At 73.8% G+C, this 21367-nt stretch carries 16 protein-coding genes; 10 read left to right on the forward strand and 6 right to left on the reverse strand.

The genetic code is table 11. The annotated features are described in order from the left end of the window. Window positions 1-37: 37 nt before the first annotated feature. Entirely contained in the window at window positions 38-2191 is a 2154-nt protein-coding gene (locus ACNHYB_RS15030) for an N-acetylmuramoyl-L-alanine amidase (protein ID WP_418276159.1), read from the reverse strand. A gap of 152 nt (window positions 2192-2343) precedes the next feature. Here ACNHYB_RS15030 and ACNHYB_RS15035 point away from each other — a divergent pair, with 152 nt between their 5' ends. Beyond that, window positions 2344-3657, forward strand: a complete 1314-nt coding sequence (locus tag ACNHYB_RS15035; RefSeq protein WP_418276160.1) for a UDP-glucose dehydrogenase family protein — start codon at window positions 2344-2346, stop codon at window positions 3655-3657. Between the two features lie 33 nt (window positions 3658-3690). Here the strand turns inward: ACNHYB_RS15035 and ACNHYB_RS15040 are convergent, their stop codons facing one another. Beyond that, window positions 3691-4497, reverse strand: a complete 807-nt coding sequence (locus ACNHYB_RS15040) for a TIGR03089 family protein (protein ID WP_418276161.1) — start codon at window positions 4495-4497, stop codon at window positions 3691-3693. Between the two features lie 198 nt (window positions 4498-4695). Between ACNHYB_RS15040 and ACNHYB_RS15045 the strand changes: the two genes are divergently transcribed. Genes ACNHYB_RS15045 through ACNHYB_RS15055 form a run of 3 tightly spaced genes read left to right on the forward strand, consistent with a single transcriptional unit; the run spans window position 4696 to window position 9975 of the window. Then, window positions 4696-5037 (forward strand): WhiB family transcriptional regulator, encoded by a 342-nt coding sequence (locus tag ACNHYB_RS15045; protein ID WP_418276162.1) that lies wholly within the window; start codon window positions 4696-4698, stop codon window positions 5035-5037. Between the two features lie 49 nt (window positions 5038-5086). Beyond that, the gene (locus tag ACNHYB_RS15050; RefSeq protein WP_418276163.1) at window positions 5087-8362 is read left to right on the forward strand and encodes a glycosyltransferase; all 3276 of its coding nucleotides are present in this window, start codon (window positions 5087-5089) and stop codon (window positions 8360-8362) included. After that, window positions 8359-9975 (forward strand): DUF5719 family protein, encoded by a 1617-nt coding sequence (locus ACNHYB_RS15055; RefSeq protein ID WP_418276164.1) that lies wholly within the window; start codon window positions 8359-8361, stop codon window positions 9973-9975. The genes ACNHYB_RS15050 and ACNHYB_RS15055 overlap by 4 nt, the downstream gene beginning before the upstream one ends. A 4-nt stretch (window positions 9976-9979) precedes the next feature. Here the strand turns inward: ACNHYB_RS15055 and ACNHYB_RS15060 are convergent, their stop codons facing one another. After that, window positions 9980-10444 (reverse strand): metallopeptidase family protein, encoded by a 465-nt coding sequence (locus ACNHYB_RS15060; protein ID WP_418276165.1) that lies wholly within the window; start codon window positions 10442-10444, stop codon window positions 9980-9982. A 146-nt stretch (window positions 10445-10590) separates the two neighbouring features. On the opposite strand from ACNHYB_RS15060, the gene ACNHYB_RS15065 reads away from it, so the two are divergent. From ACNHYB_RS15065 to ACNHYB_RS15080, 4 genes are read left to right on the forward strand one after another with little or no spacing between them, the layout of a single operon-like run. Further along, complete coding sequence (locus ACNHYB_RS15065; RefSeq protein ID WP_418276166.1) at window positions 10591-12132, forward strand: polysaccharide pyruvyl transferase family protein; 1542 nt, start codon at window positions 10591-10593, stop codon at window positions 12130-12132. Window positions 12133-12189: 57 nt separating this feature from the next. Further along, the gene (locus tag ACNHYB_RS15070; protein ID WP_418276167.1) at window positions 12190-12558 is read left to right on the forward strand and encodes a DUF3499 domain-containing protein; all 369 of its coding nucleotides are present in this window, start codon (window positions 12190-12192) and stop codon (window positions 12556-12558) included. A gap of 52 nt (window positions 12559-12610) precedes the next feature. Next, window positions 12611-14044 (forward strand): phosphomannomutase/phosphoglucomutase, encoded by a 1434-nt coding sequence (locus tag ACNHYB_RS15075; protein ID WP_418276168.1) that lies wholly within the window; start codon window positions 12611-12613, stop codon window positions 14042-14044. Further along, window positions 14041-14238 carry a Trm112 family protein gene (locus ACNHYB_RS15080; protein ID WP_418276169.1) on the forward strand — a complete coding sequence of 66 codons (198 nt, stop codon included), beginning with the start codon at window positions 14041-14043 and terminating at the stop codon, window positions 14236-14238. Before ACNHYB_RS15075 ends, ACNHYB_RS15080 begins: the two co-directional genes overlap by 4 nt. Before the next feature lie 27 nt (window positions 14239-14265). Here the strand turns inward: ACNHYB_RS15080 and ACNHYB_RS15085 are convergent, their stop codons facing one another. The 3 genes from ACNHYB_RS15085 to ACNHYB_RS15095 form a co-directional block, all read right to left on the reverse strand. Next, window positions 14266-15642, reverse strand: a complete 1377-nt coding sequence (locus tag ACNHYB_RS15085) for a polysialyltransferase family glycosyltransferase (RefSeq protein ID WP_418276170.1) — start codon at window positions 15640-15642, stop codon at window positions 14266-14268. Then, complete coding sequence (locus ACNHYB_RS15090; RefSeq protein WP_418276171.1) at window positions 15639-16694, reverse strand: glycosyltransferase family 2 protein; 1056 nt, start codon at window positions 16692-16694, stop codon at window positions 15639-15641. The genes ACNHYB_RS15085 and ACNHYB_RS15090 overlap by 4 nt, the downstream gene beginning before the upstream one ends. 87 nt (window positions 16695-16781) lie before the next feature. Continuing rightward, entirely contained in the window at window positions 16782-18089 is a 1308-nt protein-coding gene (locus ACNHYB_RS15095; protein ID WP_418276172.1) for a SpoIID/LytB domain-containing protein, read from the reverse strand. 150 nt (window positions 18090-18239) lie between these two features. On the opposite strand from ACNHYB_RS15095, the gene ACNHYB_RS15100 reads away from it, so the two are divergent. Next, window positions 18240-19538, forward strand: a complete 1299-nt coding sequence (locus ACNHYB_RS15100; RefSeq protein WP_418276173.1) for a hypothetical protein — start codon at window positions 18240-18242, stop codon at window positions 19536-19538. A gap of 10 nt (window positions 19539-19548) precedes the next feature. Then, window positions 19549-21363, forward strand: a complete 1815-nt coding sequence (locus ACNHYB_RS15105) for a glycosyltransferase (protein WP_418276174.1) — start codon at window positions 19549-19551, stop codon at window positions 21361-21363. The last annotated feature ends 4 nt before the right edge of the window (window positions 21364-21367 follow it).

Here is a 21367-nt window from a genome sequence, read left to right on the forward strand (position 1 = left end):
GCGTATGCGGGCCAGTGACGTAGAGGTCCTGTGACGGTCAGAGTCGGGAGCCGACCGGGAGCTCCTTCTTCGTGATCTCCAGGATGACGTGGACCGTGGGGGTGCGGCCGCCGTTGAGCTGGCGCGCACGCGTGGCCGAGACGGGCCGCAGGAGTCCGTCGCGCACCACGTAGCGCTGCTCGCTTCCGCGGACCCTGACCACGACGAGCCGGGGACGACCGCTGGTCGCCTTGCGGATGTCCGACGCCAGGACCCCGCCCCACTGCTGGGTGTCCGACGACGAACGCAGCCGGCCGCCGCCGTCGATGCGCACCATTCCCCGGGTGGACACGAGGTACTGCCGACCGCTGCTCTGCTTCACCACACCGGTGGTCCGCCCGACCTGAGGCATCCGTGCCACGCTCTGGCCGTCGAGCCGGCCGGAGTCGAGCCCGCCCAGCGGGGTGCGGGCACGCAGCGCGGAGCCGATGTAGGCGTGCTTGCGTCCCGAGACGACGAGCCGGTGGTTGCCGTTCGACCGGTTCACGACGATGACGCCGGGTCGCACGATCGGGTTGCCGTAGGACAGGGAGGAGATCGCCGCCACGTTCATCGTGACGGTGGTCGTCGATTTTCCGGCCCGCCGCAGGGAAGCCGTGTCGAAGGCCTCCCGCTTCTTGCCGTTGACCACGTAGTAGAGGCGTCCGTCCGTGGTGCGGACGGTGCGCTGGAGCCGTCCCCCGTCGGTGAACGACCTCCACTGCGCTGAGGTGAGCCGGACGGTCTTGCGGCAGGACTTGCCGTACTCGGCGAGCGTCGAGCACGAGGCGGCGTGCCGACGTCCCTTCTCCACCAGGGCGACGTCGCCGTCAGGGTTCGACACCACGGTGCCCGAGGCCAGGCTCGGGCGGTTGGCGATGTCCTGCAGGGCCTGGGCGCGGCGACGGATCTCGCCGAGCTTCGGGTAGAGGTAGCGGCCCGGGCAGGCGGTGGAGGCGACGTCGCGGTGGCCGTGGATGCGGTACTCGGTGGTGCCGCCGATGCTCGTGGTCCCCGTCGCCCGGACACCGTGCAGGGCGAGCTTCCACGCGATGAGCCGCACCACGGCGTCGACGGACGCGGTGGTCGGGCGCGTGGTGTCGTAGTTGCCGAGCACCGACACCCCGGTGCTGTTCGTGTTGTACCCGCGGGCGTGCCCGCCGATGGTCTCGCGGGTGATGCCGCCGGCGCGCCCCTCCCAGACCCGGCCGTACTTGTCGACCAGGAAGTTGTAGCCGATGTCGCCCCAGCCCCGCGTCTTGGCGTGGTAGGCGTAGATGCCGCGGATGATCCCGGGCACCTGGGACTTCGAGTAGCTGTTGGTGCCCGCCGTGTGGTGCAGGGTCGCGGCCTTGACGTCGCCCTGGCGGGTGCTCCAGGTCATCATCCGCTCGTCGGCGCCCCAGGCGGCGCGCGAGGAGATCGAGGGCCGCGAGGGCGCGGCGGCCGCGACGGCGGTGCCGTGCGGCGCGTCCGTGGCGGGTGGAACGGGGACGTCGTCGTCGGCGGCGGACGTCCCCGGGTCGATGACGCTGAGGGTGAGGTCGCGCACGGCGGACGCCGATGGTCCGGAGACCCGGGCCTGCACCTGGGCGACGTCGCCGACGACGACGGGCTCGGTGCCGTCGAGCGTGCCGTCCGGGGACGGTTCCGCCTGCACCTCCTCCCAGGCGCTCCAGCCCGCGTCGACGTCGGCGGCGGTGTCGGCCGACTCGGCGGTGCGGACCTCGACGACGACCGTGTCGTCGAGGTCGCCGGACCAGGTGACCCCGACGACGCCGAACCCGGCCACGTCGGAGGTCGCCACCACGGGCTGCTCGGCCTCGACGTCGTCGTCCTCGGTGCCGGGGCCCGCGGAGGCGTCCTCGGGGGACGGTGCGGGCTCGTCGACGGCCTCGCCGTCGGCGTCGATCGCGTCCTCGGCGACGAACTCGGCGTCCTCGGTCTGCGGGGTGACGGGCTCGGCGTCGGGGCTGGTCTCGGCGACCGCGTCGTCGCCGCCGGATCCGGCGGCGTCGAGCGGCGGGGCCGCGACCGACGGGGCGCCGGCCCCGGTCGTGGGGGCCGTGGCGTCGCCCGGAGCGGCCTGCGCGGCCGGAGCCACGAGCGCGAACGAGACGAGGCCGACGACGGTGCCGGCGAGGAGGCGAGCGCGTGGGCTCCGGGTTGCCATCACGCGGCGGACGCTACGCCCGGTTGCCCGGGGCCGCAGATCGGGTCCGGACCTTTGGCGCGCAAGGGAAATGTCGGAGTTCGTCCGTGAGCGGCGAATGTTCACCCGAACGTCCCTGTGGGGCGGTCGATGGCGTGCCTAGACTCCTGCGCATGCGCATCTCGGTGGTGGGTCTGGGCTATCTCGGGGCGGTCCACGCCGCCAGCATGGCGAGCCTCGGCCACGACGTGGTCGGGGTCGACGTCGACGCGGCGAAGGTCGAGTCGCTGCGGCTGGGCAAGTCACCCTTCTACGAGCCGGGCTTCGACGACCTGCTCGCCGAGCTGCAGGACTCGGGGCGCTTGACCGTCTCGACCGACCTCGCCTCCGTCGCCGGCTGCGACGTGCACTTCGTCTGCGTGGGCACGCCCCAGTCGGCGGGTTCGCTCGCCGCGGACCTGCGCTACGTGGACACGGCCTTCACGGAGGTCGTGGGGCACCTGGCCCCGGGCGACGTCGTGGTCGGCAAGTCGACGGTGCCCGTCGGCACGGCCGCCCGGCTGGCCGAGGTGGTCGAGGCGGGCGCGCCGGGCGCCACCCTGGTGTGGAACCCGGAGTTCCTGCGCGAGGGGCACGCGGTCGACGACACGCTGCACCCCGACCGGATCGTGTACGGGGTGCCGCGCGGTCCCGCGGGCGAGCGTGCCGTACAGGTCCTGGACGCGGTGTACGCCGCGCCGCTGGCCGACGGCACGCCCCGCATCGTGGCCGACTACCCGACCGCCGAGCTGGTGAAGGTCGCCGCGAACTCGTTCCTGGCGACGAAGATCTCCTTCATCAACGCGATGGCGGAGCTCTGCGAGGTCGCCGGGGGCGACGTCACCCAGCTCGCCGACGCGATCGGCCACGACGCGCGGATCGGCCGGCAGTTCCTCAACGCCGGGCTCGGGTTCGGCGGCGGCTGCCTGCCGAAGGACATCCGGGCGTTCATGGCACGCGCCGACGAGCTCGGCGCGGGGGAGGCCGTGGCGTTCCTCGGCGAGGTGGACCGGATCAACAACCGTCGTCGCGAGCGCATGGTCGAGCTCGCCGCCGAGGTGCTCGGTGGTGCGGTGCGCGGTGCGCGCGTCGCGCTGCTCGGCGCCGCGTTCAAGCCCGACAGCGACGACGTGCGCGACTCGCCCGCGCTCGACGTCGCGGTGCGGCTGTCCGACGCGGGGGCGGACGTGATCGTCGCCGACCCGCAGGCGGTCGAGCCGGCGCGGTCGCGGGCACCGCAGCTGACGTACACGCGGGACGTCGACGAGGCGCTGGCCGGCGCCGAGCTGGTGCTCCTGCTGACGGAGTGGCGCGAGTACCGCGAGCTCGACCCGGTGGCCGTGGGTGAGGTGGTGGCCCGACGTCAGGTGCTCGACGGGCGCAACGCCCTGGACCGCGCGGCCTGGGAGGCGGCGGGCTGGACGTACCGGTCGCTCGGTCGGGCCTGACCGGTCGGGCCTGACCGGTCGGGCCCGACCGCTTCAGCGCCGGTGCCCGGCGGTGATCTGCTCGGTGGCCACCAGCCGGTCCAGCCGTGCCGCGTCGGCGTCGAGGGCGTGCGCGGTGGCGGCCGAGGTGAGCACGACCGACCCGCCGTGGGCCCAGACGCCCACGGTCGTGGCGAGCACGGCGCTCACGGGCCGGTCGCCCCGCACCAGGACCCGGCCGTCGCGCGCGTCGTCGCTCACCTCGTGGCTCACCTCGACGCTCACCTCGTGGCTCACCTCGTCGCTCGCGGGCTCGGAGGCCGTGCGGGGCCGTGCCGTGAGGGCGGTGAGGGGCGCGGGGGAGCCCGCGGCGGGGTCGTACCCGATGACGTCGCCGTAGGTCATGACCGCGGCGGCGGCGTCGACCGCGCCGGCGGGGAGCTCGCCGTCGAACCGGCGGGCGAGGGCGGGCAGCGCGACCGCCACGAGGTCCGCCGTGGTGCCGGACCAGTCGGCCGGGCGGGAGGTGACCACGACGTCGGCCTCCTCGGCGCCCGGCTGCTCGGTGACCGTGCCGGAACCGGGATCGGCGAGGTGGACCTGGGCCCCGCAGCGGGCGGCGGCGAGCGCCCAGACGGTCTGGCGCCATCCGACGGGCAGGTCGACGACGACGTCGGTGCCCGGTCCGGCGTCGAACTCCTCGACGAGCAGGTTGACGGTCTTGGACACCCAGTTGAGCACGACGGCGCCGGAGAGCTCGATGCGTTCCCCGTCGTCGCCGTACCAGGTGAGGGCCGGGCGTCCGCCGCCGGCGGCGACGTGGTCGAGGAGTGCTGTCACGGTGCTGGGTGCGGTGCTCACCCGCACACTGTAGGAGGTCCGCGCGGGAGGTTCCCGCGGGGGTCTGACCTCGGGTGACGCACCTCTGAACTACCTCAGGTCGATGTGAACAGGTCGTGCAGGTGGCGGACCTAGCACATTTCGGCTTGACGACCCCGAAGGACACGCGTGTAATTCCATGTATGCAGTTTCCTAGCGAACGGCATGGAGGGGCACGTCATGTGGAACTTGATCGATGGGGACCAAGAGGTCTTCCCGTCTGACGTCGGCAGGCAGCCGGACCGCGTCGCACCGGTCCTGCCGCTGTTCGGCCAGGACGACGTCGTCCTCGACGACGAGACGTTGCTCGGGTGGCAGGAGCGAGCCCTGTGCGCCCAGACCGACCCCGAGGCCTTCTTTCCGGAGAAGGGCGGGTCCACGCGTGAGGCCAAGAAGGTCTGCACGTCCTGCGAGGTCAGGGCCGAGTGCCTCGACTACGCGCTGGAGAACGACGAGCGCTTCGGCATCTGGGGCGGTCTGTCCGAGAGGGAGCGTCGCAAGCTGAAGCGGCGCGCCGTCTGACCCGAGATCCCACACCGGGGCGCCGACGGATCGCATCATGGCGGGCAGGATGACTGCACCGCACCTGACCCGGACGCTCGCGGACGAGGTCGCGCCGTCTGCCGCGACCCCGGACGCCGTGCTGACCGTTTCCGGAGGTCCCCGGACCCTGGTCACGGTGGCCGCCGTCGTGGTCACCCAGGGCCGTACCCCCTTCCTGCAGACCACCCTCGACGCGCTGGCCGCCCAGGACCGGGTGCCCGACGAGGTGCTCGTGGTGGACGTGGACGCTGCCCCCTCCACGGGAACCCACCAGGAGCTCCGTCTCGGCGAGCGTCGCTTCGTCGGTGCCGCGGGCGCCCGTTCGCTCGGCGAGGCGGTCGACCGGGCCCTGCGAGCAGTCGGGGCCACCGAGGCGACCTGGCTGTGGATCCTGCACGACGACTCCGCGCCCGCCCCGGACGCCCTGGCACACCTGCTGCGCGCCGTGGAGCACTCGTCCGCCGTGGCCGTCGCCGGGTGCAAGCAGCGTCGCTGGCTCCTGGACGACGACGGCGAGCCCGTGCTGCCGGACCCCACCCGTCCGGGTCTGCTGATCGAGGTGGGGTACTGGGAGTCGCCGCTCGGACGGCGGATGACGGGCATCGACGACTCCGAGATCGACCAGGGCCAGCACGACGCCCGCGAGGACGTGCTCGCCGTGGGGCTCGCCGGCGCCCTCGTGCGCCGCACGGTGTGGACGGAGCTCGGGGGCACCGACCCGGAGCTGGGCCGCTTCGGGGACAGCCTGGACCTGTGCCGGCGTGCGCGGCTCGCCGGCCATCGGGTGGTCGTCGTGGCCGACGCCGTCGTGCACCACGCGCAGGCCTCGCTGCGCGGTCTGCGGGAAGGGCGTGCCACGGGCACCCGGTCGTCGCAGTACGCCCGTCGGCGCAGCCAGCTCTACGCCCGGCTCGTCGGACTGCCGCTTCCGCTCGTGCCCGTCGCGATGGTGGCGATGCTGGTGTGGGCGCCGTTCGCCGCCGCCTACCGGCTCGCCCTCAAACGCCCGGCGCAGGCCCGCGACGAGCTCGTCGCGCCCTTCGTGACGGTGCTTCGCCTGGTCCCCCTGGTGCGTGGTCGACGACGGGCCGCGCGAACCCGGACCGCACCCCGGTCCGTGCTGCGCCCGCTGCGGGCGACCTGGCGTCAGGTGGCCACCGACCGTCGGGACACCCGGCTGACCCGGTCCGAGGCGCAGCGCGGTCAACGCGGCCCCACCGACCTCGAGCGCAGCGCGCTGGCCCGGCTGGCCCGCCGCCGGCGTACCGCGCTGGGCCTGGTGCTGCTGGTGGTCGTGGGGGTCGCGGTCGCGGCCTTCGGGTCCTGGCAGGGCGTGCTCGCCGACGGCGGCCGGGTGGTCGGTGGCGCCCTCCTGCCGGCGCCCGCGACCTTCGGCGAGGCCGCCGAGGCCGCGACGTCCGGCTGGGTCCGGGACGCGCTCGGCACCGGCGCGCCGGCCGACCCGCTGCTCGTGGTGCTCACCGCGCTCACCGGGCTCGTCGGGGGCTCGGTGCAGACCGCCGTGAACCTGCTCGTCGTGGCCGCGCTGCCGCTGGCCGCCCTGGGGGGCTGGTTCGCCGCGGGCGTCGTGAACCGTTCGGTCTGGGCGCGGGCCGGGGCCGCCCTGGTGTGGGCCGCGTCGCCCGTGCTGCTGGTCTCGCTGCAGACCGGGCGCCTCGGCGCCGTCGTCGCCCACCTCGTCCTGCCGTGGGTGCTGGTCGCCGTCGTGCGCACCGTCGGGGTGCAGGCGCGCGACGCCGTCGGGCCGCCGCGACCGCGCCGAGGATCGCTCGGGGCCGCCGCGGCGGCAGGGCTCCTGCTGGCGGTCGCCGCCTGCGCCGCGCCGGTGCTGCTCCCGGTCGCGATCCTCGTGCTGGGCGTGTGGACGTGCGTCGCCTGGCGGCACTGGCGACGCTTCCTGCTGGTGCTGGTTCCCGCCGTCGTGGTCGCGCTGCCCTTCTGGTGGCACCTGGTCGCCGTCTGGTCCGAAGGCGGCTGGCGACTCGCGCTCGCCGAGCCCGGCCTGCCGCTCCCGGCCACGCCGTCGGACGGTGTCGGCCTGCTGCTCGGGCATCCCACGGAGCCTGCTCCGTGGTTCGAGGGCACCGTGCTGGCGGGCTCCTGGTCGACCGTCGCCCCCTGGGTCCTCGGGGGCCTGCTGCTGCTCCTGGGTGCCGCCGGCGTCTTCGCCCGTCGTCGCGCGCTCGCCGCGGCGGCAGGTCTCGCGCTGGGTGCGGTGGGCCTGGTGGCGGCGCTGGTCGCCGCCGGGACCGTCGTCGCCTCCGGTCGCACGAGCGCGGGCGACGACGCCGTCGTGCACGGCTGGCCCGGCGCGGGGCTGTCCCTGCTGGTGCTCGGGGTCGGCGTGGCCGCCCTGGTGGGAGTCCCGCGTCCGGGACGCCGGCCGGCACGCCGGGTGGTCGTGGGTGCGGTGGCGGTCGTGGTGCTGGCGGTCCCGCTGGCCGGGCTGGGTGCCTGGTGGTTCGACGAGGCCCGCACCGGCACCGTGGGCAGCCTGACCGCCACGGAGGACCCGGTCGTGCCCGCCGTCGGGCAGCAGATGCAGGCGCCGCCGCGGGCCGCCCGGGTCCTGGAGCTCGACCGCCGCGACGGTGCCGTGGAGTACACGCTGCTGCACGCCGACGGGTCGAGCCTGCTGGACTCGTCGGTGGTGGTGCGAGCGCGCGACGCCGGCCTGGTGCCCGGACCCGAGCGCACGGACGTCGCCGTGCTGGACGAGCTCGTCGCCCAGCTCGCCGTCGGCCGGAGCCCCGACCTCGCCGCCCGCCTGACGACGCTCGGCGTGGGCGCTGTCCAGCTTCCCGCGGGCGGCGACCCCGAGCTGGCCACCACGCTCGACCTGGTGACGGGGCTGGAGCGGGTCACCGAGGTGGGCGCGCCGCTGTGGCGCGTCGGGACCGACGGACCGGCTCCCGGCTGGGCGGGGATCGTCGAGGCGCCGGTCGACGCCGACGAGCAGGCCGTGGTGACCACCGTCCTGGACTCCGACGGCACGCGCGTCGGCGCGGACGTCGGTGCGGACGTCGGTGCGGGCGGCGAGGAACGGTTGCTCGTCCTCGCGGAGTCCGCCGGCGACGGCTGGCGCGCCACCCTGGACGGCACGCGGCTGCCCGCCCGCGACCTGGACGGACGGCAGGCGTTCACTCTCGGACCGGACGCCGGGCACGTCGTCGTGGAGTACACGGCCACGTCGCGGCCGCCCTGGTTCGTGCTCGGCGGGATCATCCTGGTCGTCTACGTGCTGCTCGCCCTGCCGGTCGGACGGCGGAGGTCGGGCCGATGAGGTTCGCCCGCGCCGGACGCACCGCCGCGGTGGCCGTCACCGGACTGGCCGCCGCCGGCGTGCTCGCCACGGCCGCCACCGTCGGGGACGAGTGGTTCGACCGCTGGACCGGGGCGGAGGCGACCGCGCTCGCCGCGGCGAACCGTGAGGTCGCCGTGCAGCCCGCACCGGTCGCGCTCGTGTGTCCGCGCGGCGTCGAGCTGCCCGAGGGGGCCGACGTGGGCGACGAGCAGTTCGGCGCCACCCCGGTCGGGACCGAGTCCTGGGTCAGGGCCGTCGTGGCCGGAGCGGCCGGCACCCCCGGCCTGACCCGCCTGGACGGCTCGGACGCGGCACCCATGACCCAGGGTCCCGACGCCGCCGTCGGCGCGGACGACGGCCCCCTCGACGTCATCACCGGCGAACCGGAGCCCTCCGCGGAGCTCCGCGTCGCGGGCGCCACGGCGTCCGTCACCACCGCGGGCGACCTGCGCGGGCTCGCCGCGGCGTCGTGCCGTGCCCCCGCGACCGAGCACTGGCTCGTCGGCGGCGACAGCGAGGTCGGCTCGAGCGCGGTGCTCACCGTGCGCAACCCCAGCGACCGGCCCGCCGCGGTCACGCTCGACGTGCTCGGACCCACGGGGCAGGTGCCCGTCGGCGGCCAGGGGGCGTTCACGCTCGCGCCCGGCGAGCAGACGGCCGTGCGGCTCGACTCCCTCGCGCCCGAGCAGCGCCGTCTCGCCGTGCACGTGCAGGCTGCCGGGGCGCGGGTGACCGCGTCGCTGCAGACCCAGGGCATCGACGGCCTGCTGCCCGCCGGGACCGACGTCGTCGAGCCGGGCTCGGCGCCGGCGAGGTCCGTGGTGGTCACGGGCGTGCTCGCGGACGGCGCCGCGGCGGACGACCCGCACGCCGCCGAGCTGTGGCTCGCTGCGCCGACCGACGCGGGGACCGCGCGGATCACCGTCCTCGGGCCGGGCGGACCGGTGACGCTGCGCGGCGCCGAGACCGTCGTGCTGGAGCCGGGCGTCGTCACCCCGGTGCCCCTCGGTGGCCTCGACGCGGGGACCTACACCGTCGTGGTGGACGCCGACGTGCCGGTCGTCGGCGCCGCTCGGTTCGCCGTGGCCGGCGTCCAGCCCGAGGACTCGGTGATCGACGGCACGCCCTACGACGTCGCCTGGTCGGCCGCGCGGGCGCTCCCCGAGGCCGGGGAGCCGTCGTCGTCCCAGGTGGCCCTGCCGTCGCCCGCGCAGCAGGCGACCGTGGTGCTGACCGGGGTCCCCGCGGACCGGTCGCCGGACGGGTCCGCCGAGGGCGAGACCGGGGTGACGCTCCGCGGGCTCGACGCGGACGGTGCGCTGGCGGGCGAGCAGGAGGTCGCCGTGCCCGTGGGCGGCACCGTCGAGGTGCCGGCCGCGGACCTGGGCGCCGTCGCGGCCGTGACGGTGGACGTCCCCGCCGTCGACGCCGCGGACCGTCCGGCGGACGCACCCGCCGCGGTGACCTGGTCGGTGCGGGTGGCGGCGTCCGACGGGACCGCGCAGGACGGCACCCTCGTCGCGACCCTGGACCCGACGGCGACGCTGCAGACCCCCGGAGAGGTCGTCGTGCGCCGCGTCGACGCGCCCTGAGGCGTCAGCGCTCCCCGAACTCCGGGTCGATCTCCTCCGGCGTGCGCGCCAGCAGGTGCGCCACCTCTTCCACCAGGACGTCGTTGACCAGGTCCGCCAGGTCGTCGCGGTCCGTGGCGCGCGCCTCCACGGGACGGCGGTACACCACGATGCGGGCGGGCTGGCCCGCCTCCGCCGCGAAGAGCCGACCGAGCGGCACCCCGCCGGACTCCCACGGGGCGGGGTCGGACGGCGGGACGTCCTCGACCGCGAACTCCACGCCCCCGACGGCGGGCCACCGGCGTTCGATGCGCTCCACCGCGCCGAGCACCGTGTCGTCGAACTTCTCGGCGCGGGTGCGGTACGCCGGCGCGCCGGGCGGGATCAGCGGTCCGCGCAGGCCACGCCCGCGCCGGTCCCGCCGTCGGACCGCCGGGGACGACAGGCGCTCGGGCCCGCGGTCGGGGCCGGACACCTCGGTGCTCTTCACCCCCCGAGCGTAACCACCAGCACCACCGAAGGGGCCGCTCGTCCCGCCATCTGTTCTTCTGCTGTTCACGCCGTCGTCCCGTGCTGTCCAGCCGGTGCAGGAATCCTTCAGGACACGGTGTGGCGGAGCAGAAGGAGCTCGTTGGTATGCGGATAGTGCTGATCGGTGACGTCGGGTGGACGAACCTGTACCACCTGGGTGACGAGGCGATGACGGATCAGGCGTTGGACGAGCTCCGCCGCCGAGGGGTCGACGAGGTCACCGTGGTCGCCGGGGAGCCCGACGTCTCCGCACGGTTCTACGGGGTGCCTGCCGTCGCTCGGACAGGCTTCCGCAACAGCCTGGACCGGAGCCACAACGACGACCGCCTGGCGCGCGTCCTGGACTCGGCGCGCGGGCACACGGGCGTGCTGGGTGCGGGCGACCCCGCCCTGGCGGTGATCGACGCCGTCCGTGCTGCCGATGCCGTTCTGGTGGCCGGGGGAGGGAACCTCAACTCCTTCTTCCCCCAGCACATCTACGAACGTGCGGCGCTGACCGGGATCGCACGAGTGCTCGGCAAGCCGTACGCGTTGACGAGCCAGACCGTGGGCCCGCTCGTGCGTGACGACGACAAGGTCGTGCTGACAAAGATGCTGCAGGGGGCGACGGTCGTCGGCGCGCGCGAGTCGGCCACGGAGAAGCTCCTTGCCGACCTGGGTGTGCCCGGGGACAAGGTCGTGCGCACGATGGACGACGCCTACGGGATCGTGGCCACCGACGTCGACCGGCGCGCCGTCGAGCACCTCATGACGTCGCCGTACGTCATCGCGAGCTTCGCGGAGAAGGCGTCCACGACCGTGATCTCCCAGGACGACTACCACGCGCTCGTGGCCCGGACCATGGACGAGCTCGGCGAGGCGGTGGACGCCACGGTCCTCCTCGTCCCGCACGCGGGCTCGTTGGTCGAGGGCGCGACCGCGCGCGACCAGGATTCGAACAGGCACATCGCCTCCATGGCCGGGGAGCGGGTGCGCTGCGCTCCGATGCTTACCGCACGCCAGCTGGCGGCGCTGACCGACGGTGCGCGGCTGGTGGTGGGTACGCGCTACCACCCGGCGATCTTCGCAGCAAGGTCCGCGGTGCCGTCGATCTCGATCGCGCCCAACATGTACTCGTCGGTCCGGATGCGCTACTCGGCACGGAACGTCGGCACGGACGACTACGTGCTCAGCCTGCCCTCCTGGCAGGACGGCGTGCTGATCGAGGCGGCGCGGGAGCTCGTGGACGACGACGGCGTGCGTGAGCACCTCGTGGCCGTACGGTCCCGGCGCACCGCAGGACAGGCACGGTGGTGGGACGCGCTGGTGGAGTCGCTGCGCACGGGAGAGCCGGTCGACGCCGACCTGCGACAGTTCGACGACGCCCCCGCGTACCGGTCTCCCGGTACCTGGGCGTCCGCCAACCGGGCGCTGCTGGAGGCCACCGAGCGTTTCGACGAGATGCGGATGCGGGAGAAGTGGCACCGCGACGAGCTCGAGAAGCGCATCGCCCGTCTGCGTCGGCAGCGGTCGGCGCTGCGTGACCGGCTGGAAGCCGGTACGAGCCCCGCCCCTCGTCCCCAGCCAGGTCCTCGGCACACGCTCGGCCGCGCCGTCGCCAGTCTGCGACGTCGAGCGCGTCGGGTCAGCAACGGGGCGTCGTCGTGAGCCGGCCGCACGGCGCGTCGTGACCCAGAACTTGCAGTCACGGCGTAGTCTCCGGGCGTGAGATCGGTCAGGCAGTGCTCGCGGACGGCATGCACGGAAGCTGCTGTGGCGACCCTCACCTACGTCTATGCGGACTCCACCGCGGTGCTCGGACCGCTCGCGCAGCGGGCCGAGCCGCACAGCTACGACCTGTGCGCGGTGCACGCAGGTCGCCTCACCGCGCCCCGCGGCTGGGAGGTCGTGCGTCTGCAGCCCGAGTTCGAGACACCGCCCCCCTCCAAGGACGACCTGTCGGCCCTGGCCGAGGCGGTCCGCGAGGCCGGCCGGGGCGGCCGGGGCGTCGAGGCACCCGTCGTCGAACCGCGGAACGTCACCGAGACCGCCCGGCGAGGGCACCTGCGCGTGCTGCGCGCCGAGTCCGACTGATCACCCGCCTCGGGACGCGGCGGCGCACCGGCACGGCCTTAGGCTGGGCACCGTGACTGACCTGTCGACCCTCATCAAGGCCTACGACGTGCGCGGGATCGTCCCCGACCAGCTCTCCGCGGAGGTGGCCCGGGCGATCGGACGGGCGTTCGCCGAGGTCGTGGCGGTGCCGCAGGGTGCCTCGCGGGTGGTGCTGGGCAGGGACATGCGCGAGTCGGGTCCCGGCCTGGTGGCCGGATTCGCCGACGGTGTGCGTGCGGTCGGGCTGGACGTGGTGGACATCGGGCTGTGCTCGACGGACGGGCTGTACTTCGCCTCCGGACGGCTGGACGCGCCAGGGGCCATGTTCACCGCGTCGCACAACCCCGCGGCCTACAACGGGATCAAGCTGTGCCGCGCCGGCGCCAGGCCCGTGGGTCAGGACACGGGCCTGGCCGAGGTGCGCGTACGGGCCGCCGAGCTGCTCGACGCCGACCCCTCGCAGGACGAGGACGACGTCCTGCCCGGGAGCCTGGAGGAGACGGACCTGCTGGCCGACTACGCCGGCTTCCTGAGGTCGTTGGTCGACCTCGCCGACATCCGACCGCTGAAGGTCGTGGTCGACGCCGGCAACGGCATGGCCGGGCTCACCGCACCCGCGGTGCTCGGCACCGACGCGGGCCTGGACGCCCTGCCGCTGGAGATCGTGCCCCTGTACTTCGAGCTCGACGGATCGTTCCCGCACCACGAGGCCAACCCGCTGGAGCCGGCCAACCTGCTCGACCTGCAGGCCGCCGTCGTCGCACACGAGGCCGACCTGGGGCTGGCGTTCGACGGGGACGCCGACCGCTGCTTCGTCGTCGACGAGAAGGGCGTCGCGGTCTCGCCGTCGGCGATCACCGCGCTGGTGGGTCTGCGCGAGGTCGCCCGCGAGCAGGCGGCCGGTCGCCCGGCGACCGTGATCCACAACCTCATCACCTCCCGCGCCGTGCCCGACCTGCTGGGCGCCGCGGACGCGCGCGTCGTGCGCACCCGGGTGGGCCACTCGTTCATCAAGGCGGAGATGGCCGCCCACGACGCCGTGTTCGGCGGGGAGCACTCGGCGCACTACTACTTCCGGGACTTCTGGTTCGCGGACACCGGGATGCTCGCGGCCCTGCACGTCCTGGCGGCCCTCGGCGAGCAGCCCCACCCTCTGTCGGCACTGGCGGAGATGTACACCCCGTACGTCGCCTCCGGAGAGATCAACTCCACCGTGGCCGACGCCGCAGCGGCGGCCGAACGGGTCCGGGCCGCCTACGCCGAGGCCTACCCCGAGGCCGTGGTCGACACCCTCGACGGGCTCACCGTCGCCCACTGGGAAGGTGCGCACCCGCAGTGGTGGTTCAACCTGCGCGCCTCCAACACCGAACCCCTGCTCCGGCTCAACGTCGAGGCCGCCGACGACGACATCATGACCAAGCTGCGCGACGACGTCCTGTCGATCGTGCGCAAGGAGGACGCATGAGCGAGAACACCCCCTGGATCGACCCGTGGGTCCGGTCCGTGCTGCGATGCCCCGTCACGGGCGCCGAGCTGGTCGACGCGGTCGGGCCGGACGGAGCCCCCGAGCTGCGTTCCACCGACGCAGCCCGGCCCCTGGCCTACCCGGTGCGGGACGGCATCCCGGTGCTGCTCGAGGGCGAGGCGCGCCCTCTCTGACGGGTCGGCCTGCGGCCGCCTCGGACGTCAGCCGCCCCCTGGGGTCGCCCGCGCACGGGCCTGGCGCCACGCCCGTCCCATCATCCTGCGCACGACGGCGCGTGGACGCCCCGTCGGCCGTGCGGCCCTCGGTGTCGTGGACGGGGCCTCGGGCGGCGCTCCGGGCAGTCCGAGGTCCCGCAGGCGGTACAGGCGGTGATACCGATGCACATCCTCGGGCGACGTCCGGGAGAGGAAGTCCGACACGGAGGGGCGCAGGTGTGCCAGGTGCTCCGGCTGCATCGTGTATGCGACACCGTCCACGAGCTGCTGCAGGCTCTGTGGCGACCGTCGTGGTACGTCTTCGGCGAACAGTGCGTCGATGATGGTCAGGGGCACCCGGTTGCTGTTCTGCATGGGCACCAGCTGCTTGAGCACGGTGGCGGTGTCGACGGCCAGGACGGGGATCCCGTAGATGCCGGACGCGGTGACGAGTGCGGTGGAGAAACAGCCGACCACCACGTCCGGTTCCAGCGACTCGAAGAGCGTCTCGACAGGGCGACCGTCCGCGAGGACCTCGAACGTCACGCCGTGGTCGTGCGCCGACTGCGCCATCACCTCCGTGAGCACGGGTGGGGCGGAAGGGTGCGGCTTGAAGACGACGTGGCCGACGCCGTGCTCCACTGCGCGCTCGACCATGTGCACGCCGAGCCGTGACTCCTGGTCACGTTCCAGGATCTTGGCCGCCGCGAGGTACTGACCGACGATCAGTGCGGATCGACCGACCGGGGCGGACCGTGCCGCCGTGGTCGACCCGTCGGTGCGTGGACCGTGCGCGACCTCGGAGAACACGGTACGCAGGGCAGCGGCCGGGACGGGCTCGCTACGGACGCCGTGCTCGGCGAGCAGTCGAGGAACGAGGCCCGGGACCAGGTCGACGTGCAGCATGCCGTCGATCCGCCGGGCCGTGCGCCAGGGCAGGGGATCCCGCGTCGGGCCGTAGCTCATCAGCCCTTCGGAATGGACGATGACCGACGCGCTGTCGAAGACCCGCGCGAGCGACCTCGCCGGGTTGACGGCGATGGACTCCAGGACGAGCTGGACCGGCCCGGCACCGATTCTCCAGTGTCCTCGGAGCAGCCTCTCCAGCATCGGCAGGTCCTGCTCGCGTGGCGACCACTGGGACGGGTGGGTCGGCGCCAGGACGTCGGTGAGGGTGATCACCTCGTCGAACCGTCGGGCCACGGCGGCAGCGCCGTCGATCTCATGAGGGGCGGCAGTCAGCTCCGGCATGGTGGCGTTGTTGACGCTGAGCCAGAGCCGCCGGCGGGGCGTGCCGAGCATCCCCTCGTCCACGGCTGCGGCCGCACCCACCGCGGCGAAGAGGGTGGAGGCGACCACGATCTGGGTGACGTCGTCCGTCATCGGAGAACTCCTCGGCGCGCATCGGCGGCGCCCACGGCGCCGCGGTGAAGGAGCGGAGCCAGGGCAGCCTGCCGCTCGTCGCTGGTCCCCTGCAGCTGGATCTCGACCTGCTCCGCCGGAAGCGTGGCCAAGAGCTCTGCCGCCGTCGCCAGCAGGGCCGGCTCGAGCCGGCACGCTCCCTCGTAGCTCGGCCCGCGCCCCTCGTCGGACCCCTCCTGGATCGCGCGGCCTACCCGGATCAGGTGGTGCGCGGTGATGGCCAGCACCGTTCGCACGTACTTGCCCAGGTAGAGGTCGTGGGCCGGGTGCGCGTCAAGGGTCTGCCTGGCGGTGTGGAAGGCTCGCGCGAAATCGAGCTGTCGCTCGTCGAAGACCTGGGTCAGCGACGACGAGACGCCCCTGCGGTAGCACAGGGCCGGAGCGTCGACGACGGCGTAGGACGGCCCGTTGAGGTGCAGGTTCCAGATCCACGGACGGTCCTCGGCGGTGCGCAGACCGTCCTCGAAGGTGAGCATGCCGTCGCTCGCCATCGCGAGGTCGAACAGCCCGGCCCAGGCGAACGGATAGTCCACCATGGTGGCGATGTCCGCGGGCAGGATCGAGTCGGTGGGGTCCAGGCGCCGGGCGCGACGTGGCTCGTGCGCGCGAACGAGGCGACGCTCGCGACCGGCCACTGCGACGTGGTCGGTGCGTACCCAGGCGCAGCCCAGACCGGTTGCGGCACGGGCGAGGGCCGGCAGCCGGCCGGGCGCCATCCAGTCGTCCGCGTCGAGGTAGGCGATCCACCGCCCGCGGGCGATGCCGAGACCCTGGTTGCGGGCGCTGGCCAGTCCCACGGCCTCAGGGTTGGTGATGACGTCCAGGTGGCGCAGCGAGGAGGTGAACCGTCCCGCGACCTGAGCGGTGTCGTCGCTCGACCCGTCATCCACGACGACGACCTGCAGGTCGTCAGGATCGTCCACCTGCCGGGTCAGGCTGGTCAGTGCGTCCGCGAGGAACTCCCCGGCGTCCTTGGCTGGAACGACCACGGTGAACCGTGGGTGTCTGGTCATGGTCGCCGACGGTAGAGGGCATGGGCTGCCCCGTCACCACGGAGGCATGAACCAGGCATGAATGGTTCGTGAACCGAGTGCGGGCGCTCAGCCGGCGCGCACACCCGTGATCCACGCCGCCGGCATGCTGCCGCGGGTCGTCGCCCGGCCCACCCAGGACCGCACCTGGTCGGCCTTGCCGCTGATGGACGCCGTCTTCCCGTTCGGCTGGGTGGCGGTCAGCGTGCGGACCTGGCCGCTCGACCAGGTGCGCGTGACCTTGATCGAGCTGACGTTGTTGAGCCCGAAGAGCTGACGGGCCTTGGACTGGGTGAGCGTGCGCGTCCAGGAACGGTACGAGTTGCCGGGCGCTCGCAGGCTGTACGGGTCGGACTCGCTGCGCTCGTACGACAGGGCGGAGGACCACACGTCCTCGGAGTTGGCGGTCCGGCCGCCGCTGGAGGAGAAGTAGTGGGCGGCCACCGGCCGCCCGGCGACCTGCAGGACGCGTGCGCTGGTGCTGCTCCGCACCGTGGCGTCGACGGCCTTGGTCCAGACGGCCCCGTACCTCCCGGACCCTTCGTTCTCCTTGTTCCAGCCGGTGTAGTTCTGGTCGCGGACGTCGTCGACGACGTGGCACCGGCACGCCGACTTGCCGGTGAGCTTGGACAGGGCGTAGGAGCGGGCGGTGATGGCCTGGGCGCGCAGGGCGCGCGCCCCGCTGTTGAGGCCCCAGGAGGACGGCATCTCCGCGATCCCGTAGAGGTACTCCGTGTTGAGCAGGAGGTCGTTGGTGATGTTGGGGACGTTCTTGCGGTTCACCACGGTGAGGCGTCCGTGCCGGTACGAGCCGTGGGTGCCGTCGATCGTGGCGACGGCCTTCTTCCCGGTCGATCGCCAGTAGGTGGTGCCCGACCACTGGATCCGCATCGTGTCGCCCTTGTAGACCTTGCCGCCGACCTTGATGCGCACCGCGCCCTTGGTCCCGATGCGGACCTTCATGGTGGTGGTGCCGCTGCCCTGCGCGACGGTGCCGACGCCGTCCTTGCGGACCCGCCAGTCGCCGCCACGGATCGTCACCCACGTGTTGCGGCCGGAGTCGCCGTAGCCGGAGTAGCCGTACGGGTCGGGGCCGTGCACCTGCACGCGGACGCGGGAGGCGGTCGAGGTGTAGGGCGCCGTCGACCCGGCGTAGTAGTGCTGGAGGATCTTGACGGCGGAGCGTCCCTCGCGGGCCAGCTGGTAGGCGCCGTACTGACTCATCCCGACGCCGTGGCCGTAGCCCGACCCGGAGATGGTGAACTCGTCCGGGACGTCGGCGGCCGTGGCCGGTGCGGCGGCCACGAGCCCTCCGGTGGCGGCGATGAGCAGCGCGACGGCGCCCGCCAGGCAGCGTCGCATGGTCAGGTTTCTCACGGTGGAACCCCCCTCGTCACGTCAACTGTGCCTCAGGCACCGGCCGTCGGCATCCGGGCCGTTCCTGGGAGCGGCCGTCGGGGGGCCTGGACGTGCGTGCGCGCGGGTAGGGTGTCTGGCGACCACGAAGACTCGCCGTCCAGGAGCACGATGCCCGCGAACGATCGCAACGATGCTGGTCTGCTGCTTCCCGAGGGTGCGCGCCTGCTGCACATCGGGCTGATGAAGACCGGCACGACCAGCCTGCAGAACGCCGCCTCGGCGCTTCGCCCGGAGCTGCTCTCCCAGGGTGTCCGTTACCCGGGGGAGGGTCTCAACCACCGGACGGCCCTGCTGTCGCTCATGGGCCGGGGCTGGGGCTGGGGCACCTCACCGTCCCCGGAAGCCTGGGCCAGGCTGCAGGCGGAGATCCAGGCCGAGAGCTCCCGCCGGTTGTGGCTCGGCCACGAGCTGCTCTCCGAGGCCGACGGGGACCAGGTGCGCCGCTTCCGTGAGGTGCTCGGTGGGAACACCCACGTCGTGGTCACGCTGCGCAGCTACGGCTCGATCCTGCCGTCGGCGTGGCAGCAGATGATGAAGGGCGGCCGGGTCCAGACCTTCGACGCCTGGTTGCGCGCGATCCTGGCGGACTCGCCGAAGCAGCCGCGGGCGCGCCTGGAGGCGGGCCGTCTCGACCAGGGAGCCGTCGTGTCGCGGTGGGCCGAGGTGTTCGGCCCGCAGAACGTCACCGTCGTGGTCGTCGACAAGTCCACGCCCACGCTGCTCTTCGACGCGTTCGAGTCCATGCTGGGGCTCGAGTCCGGTCTGCTGAGCACGGCGGAGATCGACGGGGCTGCGGCCAACCGCGGCATGAGCGCCGAGGAGGCCGAGCTGCTGCGGACGCTCAACGCGACGCTCCGCCAGGAGCTCTCGTGGAGCGAGTACCTCACCTGGGTCCGCGCCTCGGTCGCGTCGACCATGCTGGGCGGGCGCGGGATCGGGTCGCACGACACCGCGATCGTCCTTCCCGCGTGGGCGGCCGAGATCGCCGAGACCCGGGCGGCGAAGCACGTCGGTCGGATCAGGGAGTCGGGTGTGCGGGTGGTGGGCGACCTCGACCTGCTGCAGGCCCCGGTCAAGACCTGCGACACGACGCCGCCGTCCCCGACCTCGATCCCGCTCGACGCGGCCGCGCAGGCGGTCCTCGGCGCCATCGCCCAGGGACGCGCGGAGGCGGAGCGCGCCGAGTACTACCGCGAGCGCCTGGGCGCGTGGGGAGAGTCCGGCCGCACCTACGGGCCGCGGCTGGGCAAGGCGTCGGGCCGCGAGCTCGCGGGCGCCCTGGCACGGCGGGTACGGGATCGCCTGACGGGTCGGCTGGCGGCCCCGGGACCTGACGAGGGCGGCGACCTGGCGGCGACGGATGCGCAGGCGCCGTCGTCGAACCGCGGCTCCGTCGACTCCGCGTAGGCTCTGCGGCGTGCATCTCGCCCAACGCCTGATCTTCTCCGCGGACCCGGCCCGGCACCCGCTGTGCGTCGAGGACGGTCCTGGTGCCGTCGACGGCGGGAGCCTGCGTGTCCCGGCGTCGGGCCTGCAGGGGCTGGGGACCTATCTCAACGGCTTCCCGGCGTCGTACTGGGTGCGGTGGGCCGGGGTCACCAGGGTGTCGCTGCGGCTGGAGTCCACCGGCGCCGGTCGGGTGCGACTGCTGCGGTCCGACGCCGCGGGGCGCGTCGAGCAGGTGGCGTCCGGTCCGCTCGGCGAGCCCCTGGAGGCCGACGTCGCCGCGATGGCCGACGGGGGCTGGCTGTGGTGCGAGATCGAGGCGACCACCGCGGTGACCGTGTCCGCCGGCACCTGGTCCGTCGACGTCGCACCCCGGCGGTCCGGGGACGTGGTCGTGTCGATCACCACCATGGACAAGCCGGACTACTGCCTGGCGACGCTCACGGCGCTGGCCGCCGAGCCGGAGCTCGCCACCACGGGGGTGCGCGTCCAGGTCGTCGACCAGGGCCGGCGCAAGGTGGCCGACCAGGAGGGCTTCGCCGCGGTGGCCGCCGCCTTCGGTGACCGGCTGCGGGTCGTCGACCAGGCGAACCTGGGCGGGTCGGGCGGCTTCTCCCGGGGGATGGTCGAGACGCTCGACGCCGGAGCCGACGCGGTGCTGATCTGCGACGACGACGTGGAGGTCGAGCCGGAGTCGTTGCTGCGCGCGGTGCGGCTGCACCGCGCGGCGACCACGCCGGTCGTCGTCGGCGGGCACATGCTCGACCTGGCGCGTCCCACGGTGCTCAACTCGTTCAGCGAGGTCGTCCACCGCCGCACGTTCAACTGGGGACCGCCCGTCATGGACCGCCAGTGGTACGACCTGTCGGGCGGGCTGCGCGCGACGGATTGGTTGCACGAGCGGGCCGAGTCGGAGTTCAACGGCTGGTGGATGTGCCTCATCCCCGCCGACGTGCTGCGCAAGGTGGGGCTGAGCCTGCCGTTGTTCCTGCGCTGGGACGACGCGGAGTTCTGCCTGCGGGCGGCGGACGCCGGCGTCGCGACGGTCTCGATGCCGGGCGCCTGCCTGTGGCACATGGCGTGGACCGAGAAGGACGACTCGATCGACTGGCAGGCCTACCTGCACGTGCGCAACCGGGTGGTCGCGGCCCTGTTGCACGCCTCGGGGCCCGGTCTGCTGCCCGCGGCGCTGCTGGCCACCGATCTGAAGCTCCTGCTGGCGATGCGCTACTACGCCGTGGACCTGCACGTGCGTGCCCTGGGCGAGGTGCTGGCGGGTCCCGGGCGTCTGCACGCCGAGCTCGGCACCCTGGTGCCCCGCCTGCGCGAGCTCGGCGCCGGCCGTCCCGAGACGGTGCGGCACGTCCCCGGGGACCCTGTCTTCGACGGGATCGTCGACGAGCGCGCCACGGAGCCGGTCGCGGAGCGGCCGTCCGGCCCGCTGGGACTGGCGCTCTTCGCGGCGCGCGGGGCGTTGCGCACCCTGCGACCGGTCCCGGCGCAGGCCCGGCGGGCACCGACCTCGGCGCTGACCAGGGACGCCGCACGCTGGTGGGAGCTGCCGCGGCACGACTCGGTGCTGGTGCTCGACGCGGACGCGACCTCCGGCGCCTGGCTGCGGCGGGACCGACGATCCTTCTGGCGCCTGGCGGTCGGGGTGACCACCGGTTACGTGCGCCTCGCGGTGCGGTGGCGCTCGGTCGCACGGACCTGGCGGGACGCGGCACCGGCGCTGGTCGCCCCGGCGACGTGGCGGGCGTCCTTCGGTGCCCGGCGCGCCCACTAGGATG

The sequence above is a fragment of the Isoptericola jiangsuensis genome (assembly GCF_048320105.1).
Taxonomy (GTDB): Bacteria; Actinomycetota; Actinomycetes; order Actinomycetales; family Cellulomonadaceae; genus Isoptericola; species Isoptericola jiangsuensis_A.

Coding starts and splice junctions, on each gene's coding strand:
- ACNHYB_RS15030 (WP_418276159.1), bottom strand. CDS start 2,191: ATGGCAACCCGGAGCCCACGCGCTCGCCTCCTCGCCGGCACCGTCGTC.
- ACNHYB_RS15035 (WP_418276160.1), top strand. CDS start 2,344: ATGCGCATCTCGGTGGTGGGTCTGGGCTATCTCGGGGCGGTCCACGCC.
- ACNHYB_RS15045 (WP_418276162.1), top strand. CDS start 4,696: ATGTGGAACTTGATCGATGGGGACCAAGAGGTCTTCCCGTCTGACGTC.
- ACNHYB_RS15050 (WP_418276163.1), top strand. CDS start 5,087: ATGACTGCACCGCACCTGACCCGGACGCTCGCGGACGAGGTCGCGCCG.
- ACNHYB_RS15055 (WP_418276164.1), top strand. CDS start 8,359: ATGAGGTTCGCCCGCGCCGGACGCACCGCCGCGGTGGCCGTCACCGGA.
- ACNHYB_RS15065 (WP_418276166.1), top strand. CDS start 10,591: ATGCGGATAGTGCTGATCGGTGACGTCGGGTGGACGAACCTGTACCAC.
- ACNHYB_RS15080 (WP_418276169.1), top strand. CDS start 14,041: ATGAGCGAGAACACCCCCTGGATCGACCCGTGGGTCCGGTCCGTGCTG.
- ACNHYB_RS15085 (WP_418276170.1), bottom strand. CDS start 15,642: ATGACGGACGACGTCACCCAGATCGTGGTCGCCTCCACCCTCTTCGCC.
- ACNHYB_RS15090 (WP_418276171.1), bottom strand. CDS start 16,694: ATGACCAGACACCCACGGTTCACCGTGGTCGTTCCAGCCAAGGACGCC.
- ACNHYB_RS15100 (WP_418276173.1), top strand. CDS start 18,240: ATGCCCGCGAACGATCGCAACGATGCTGGTCTGCTGCTTCCCGAGGGT.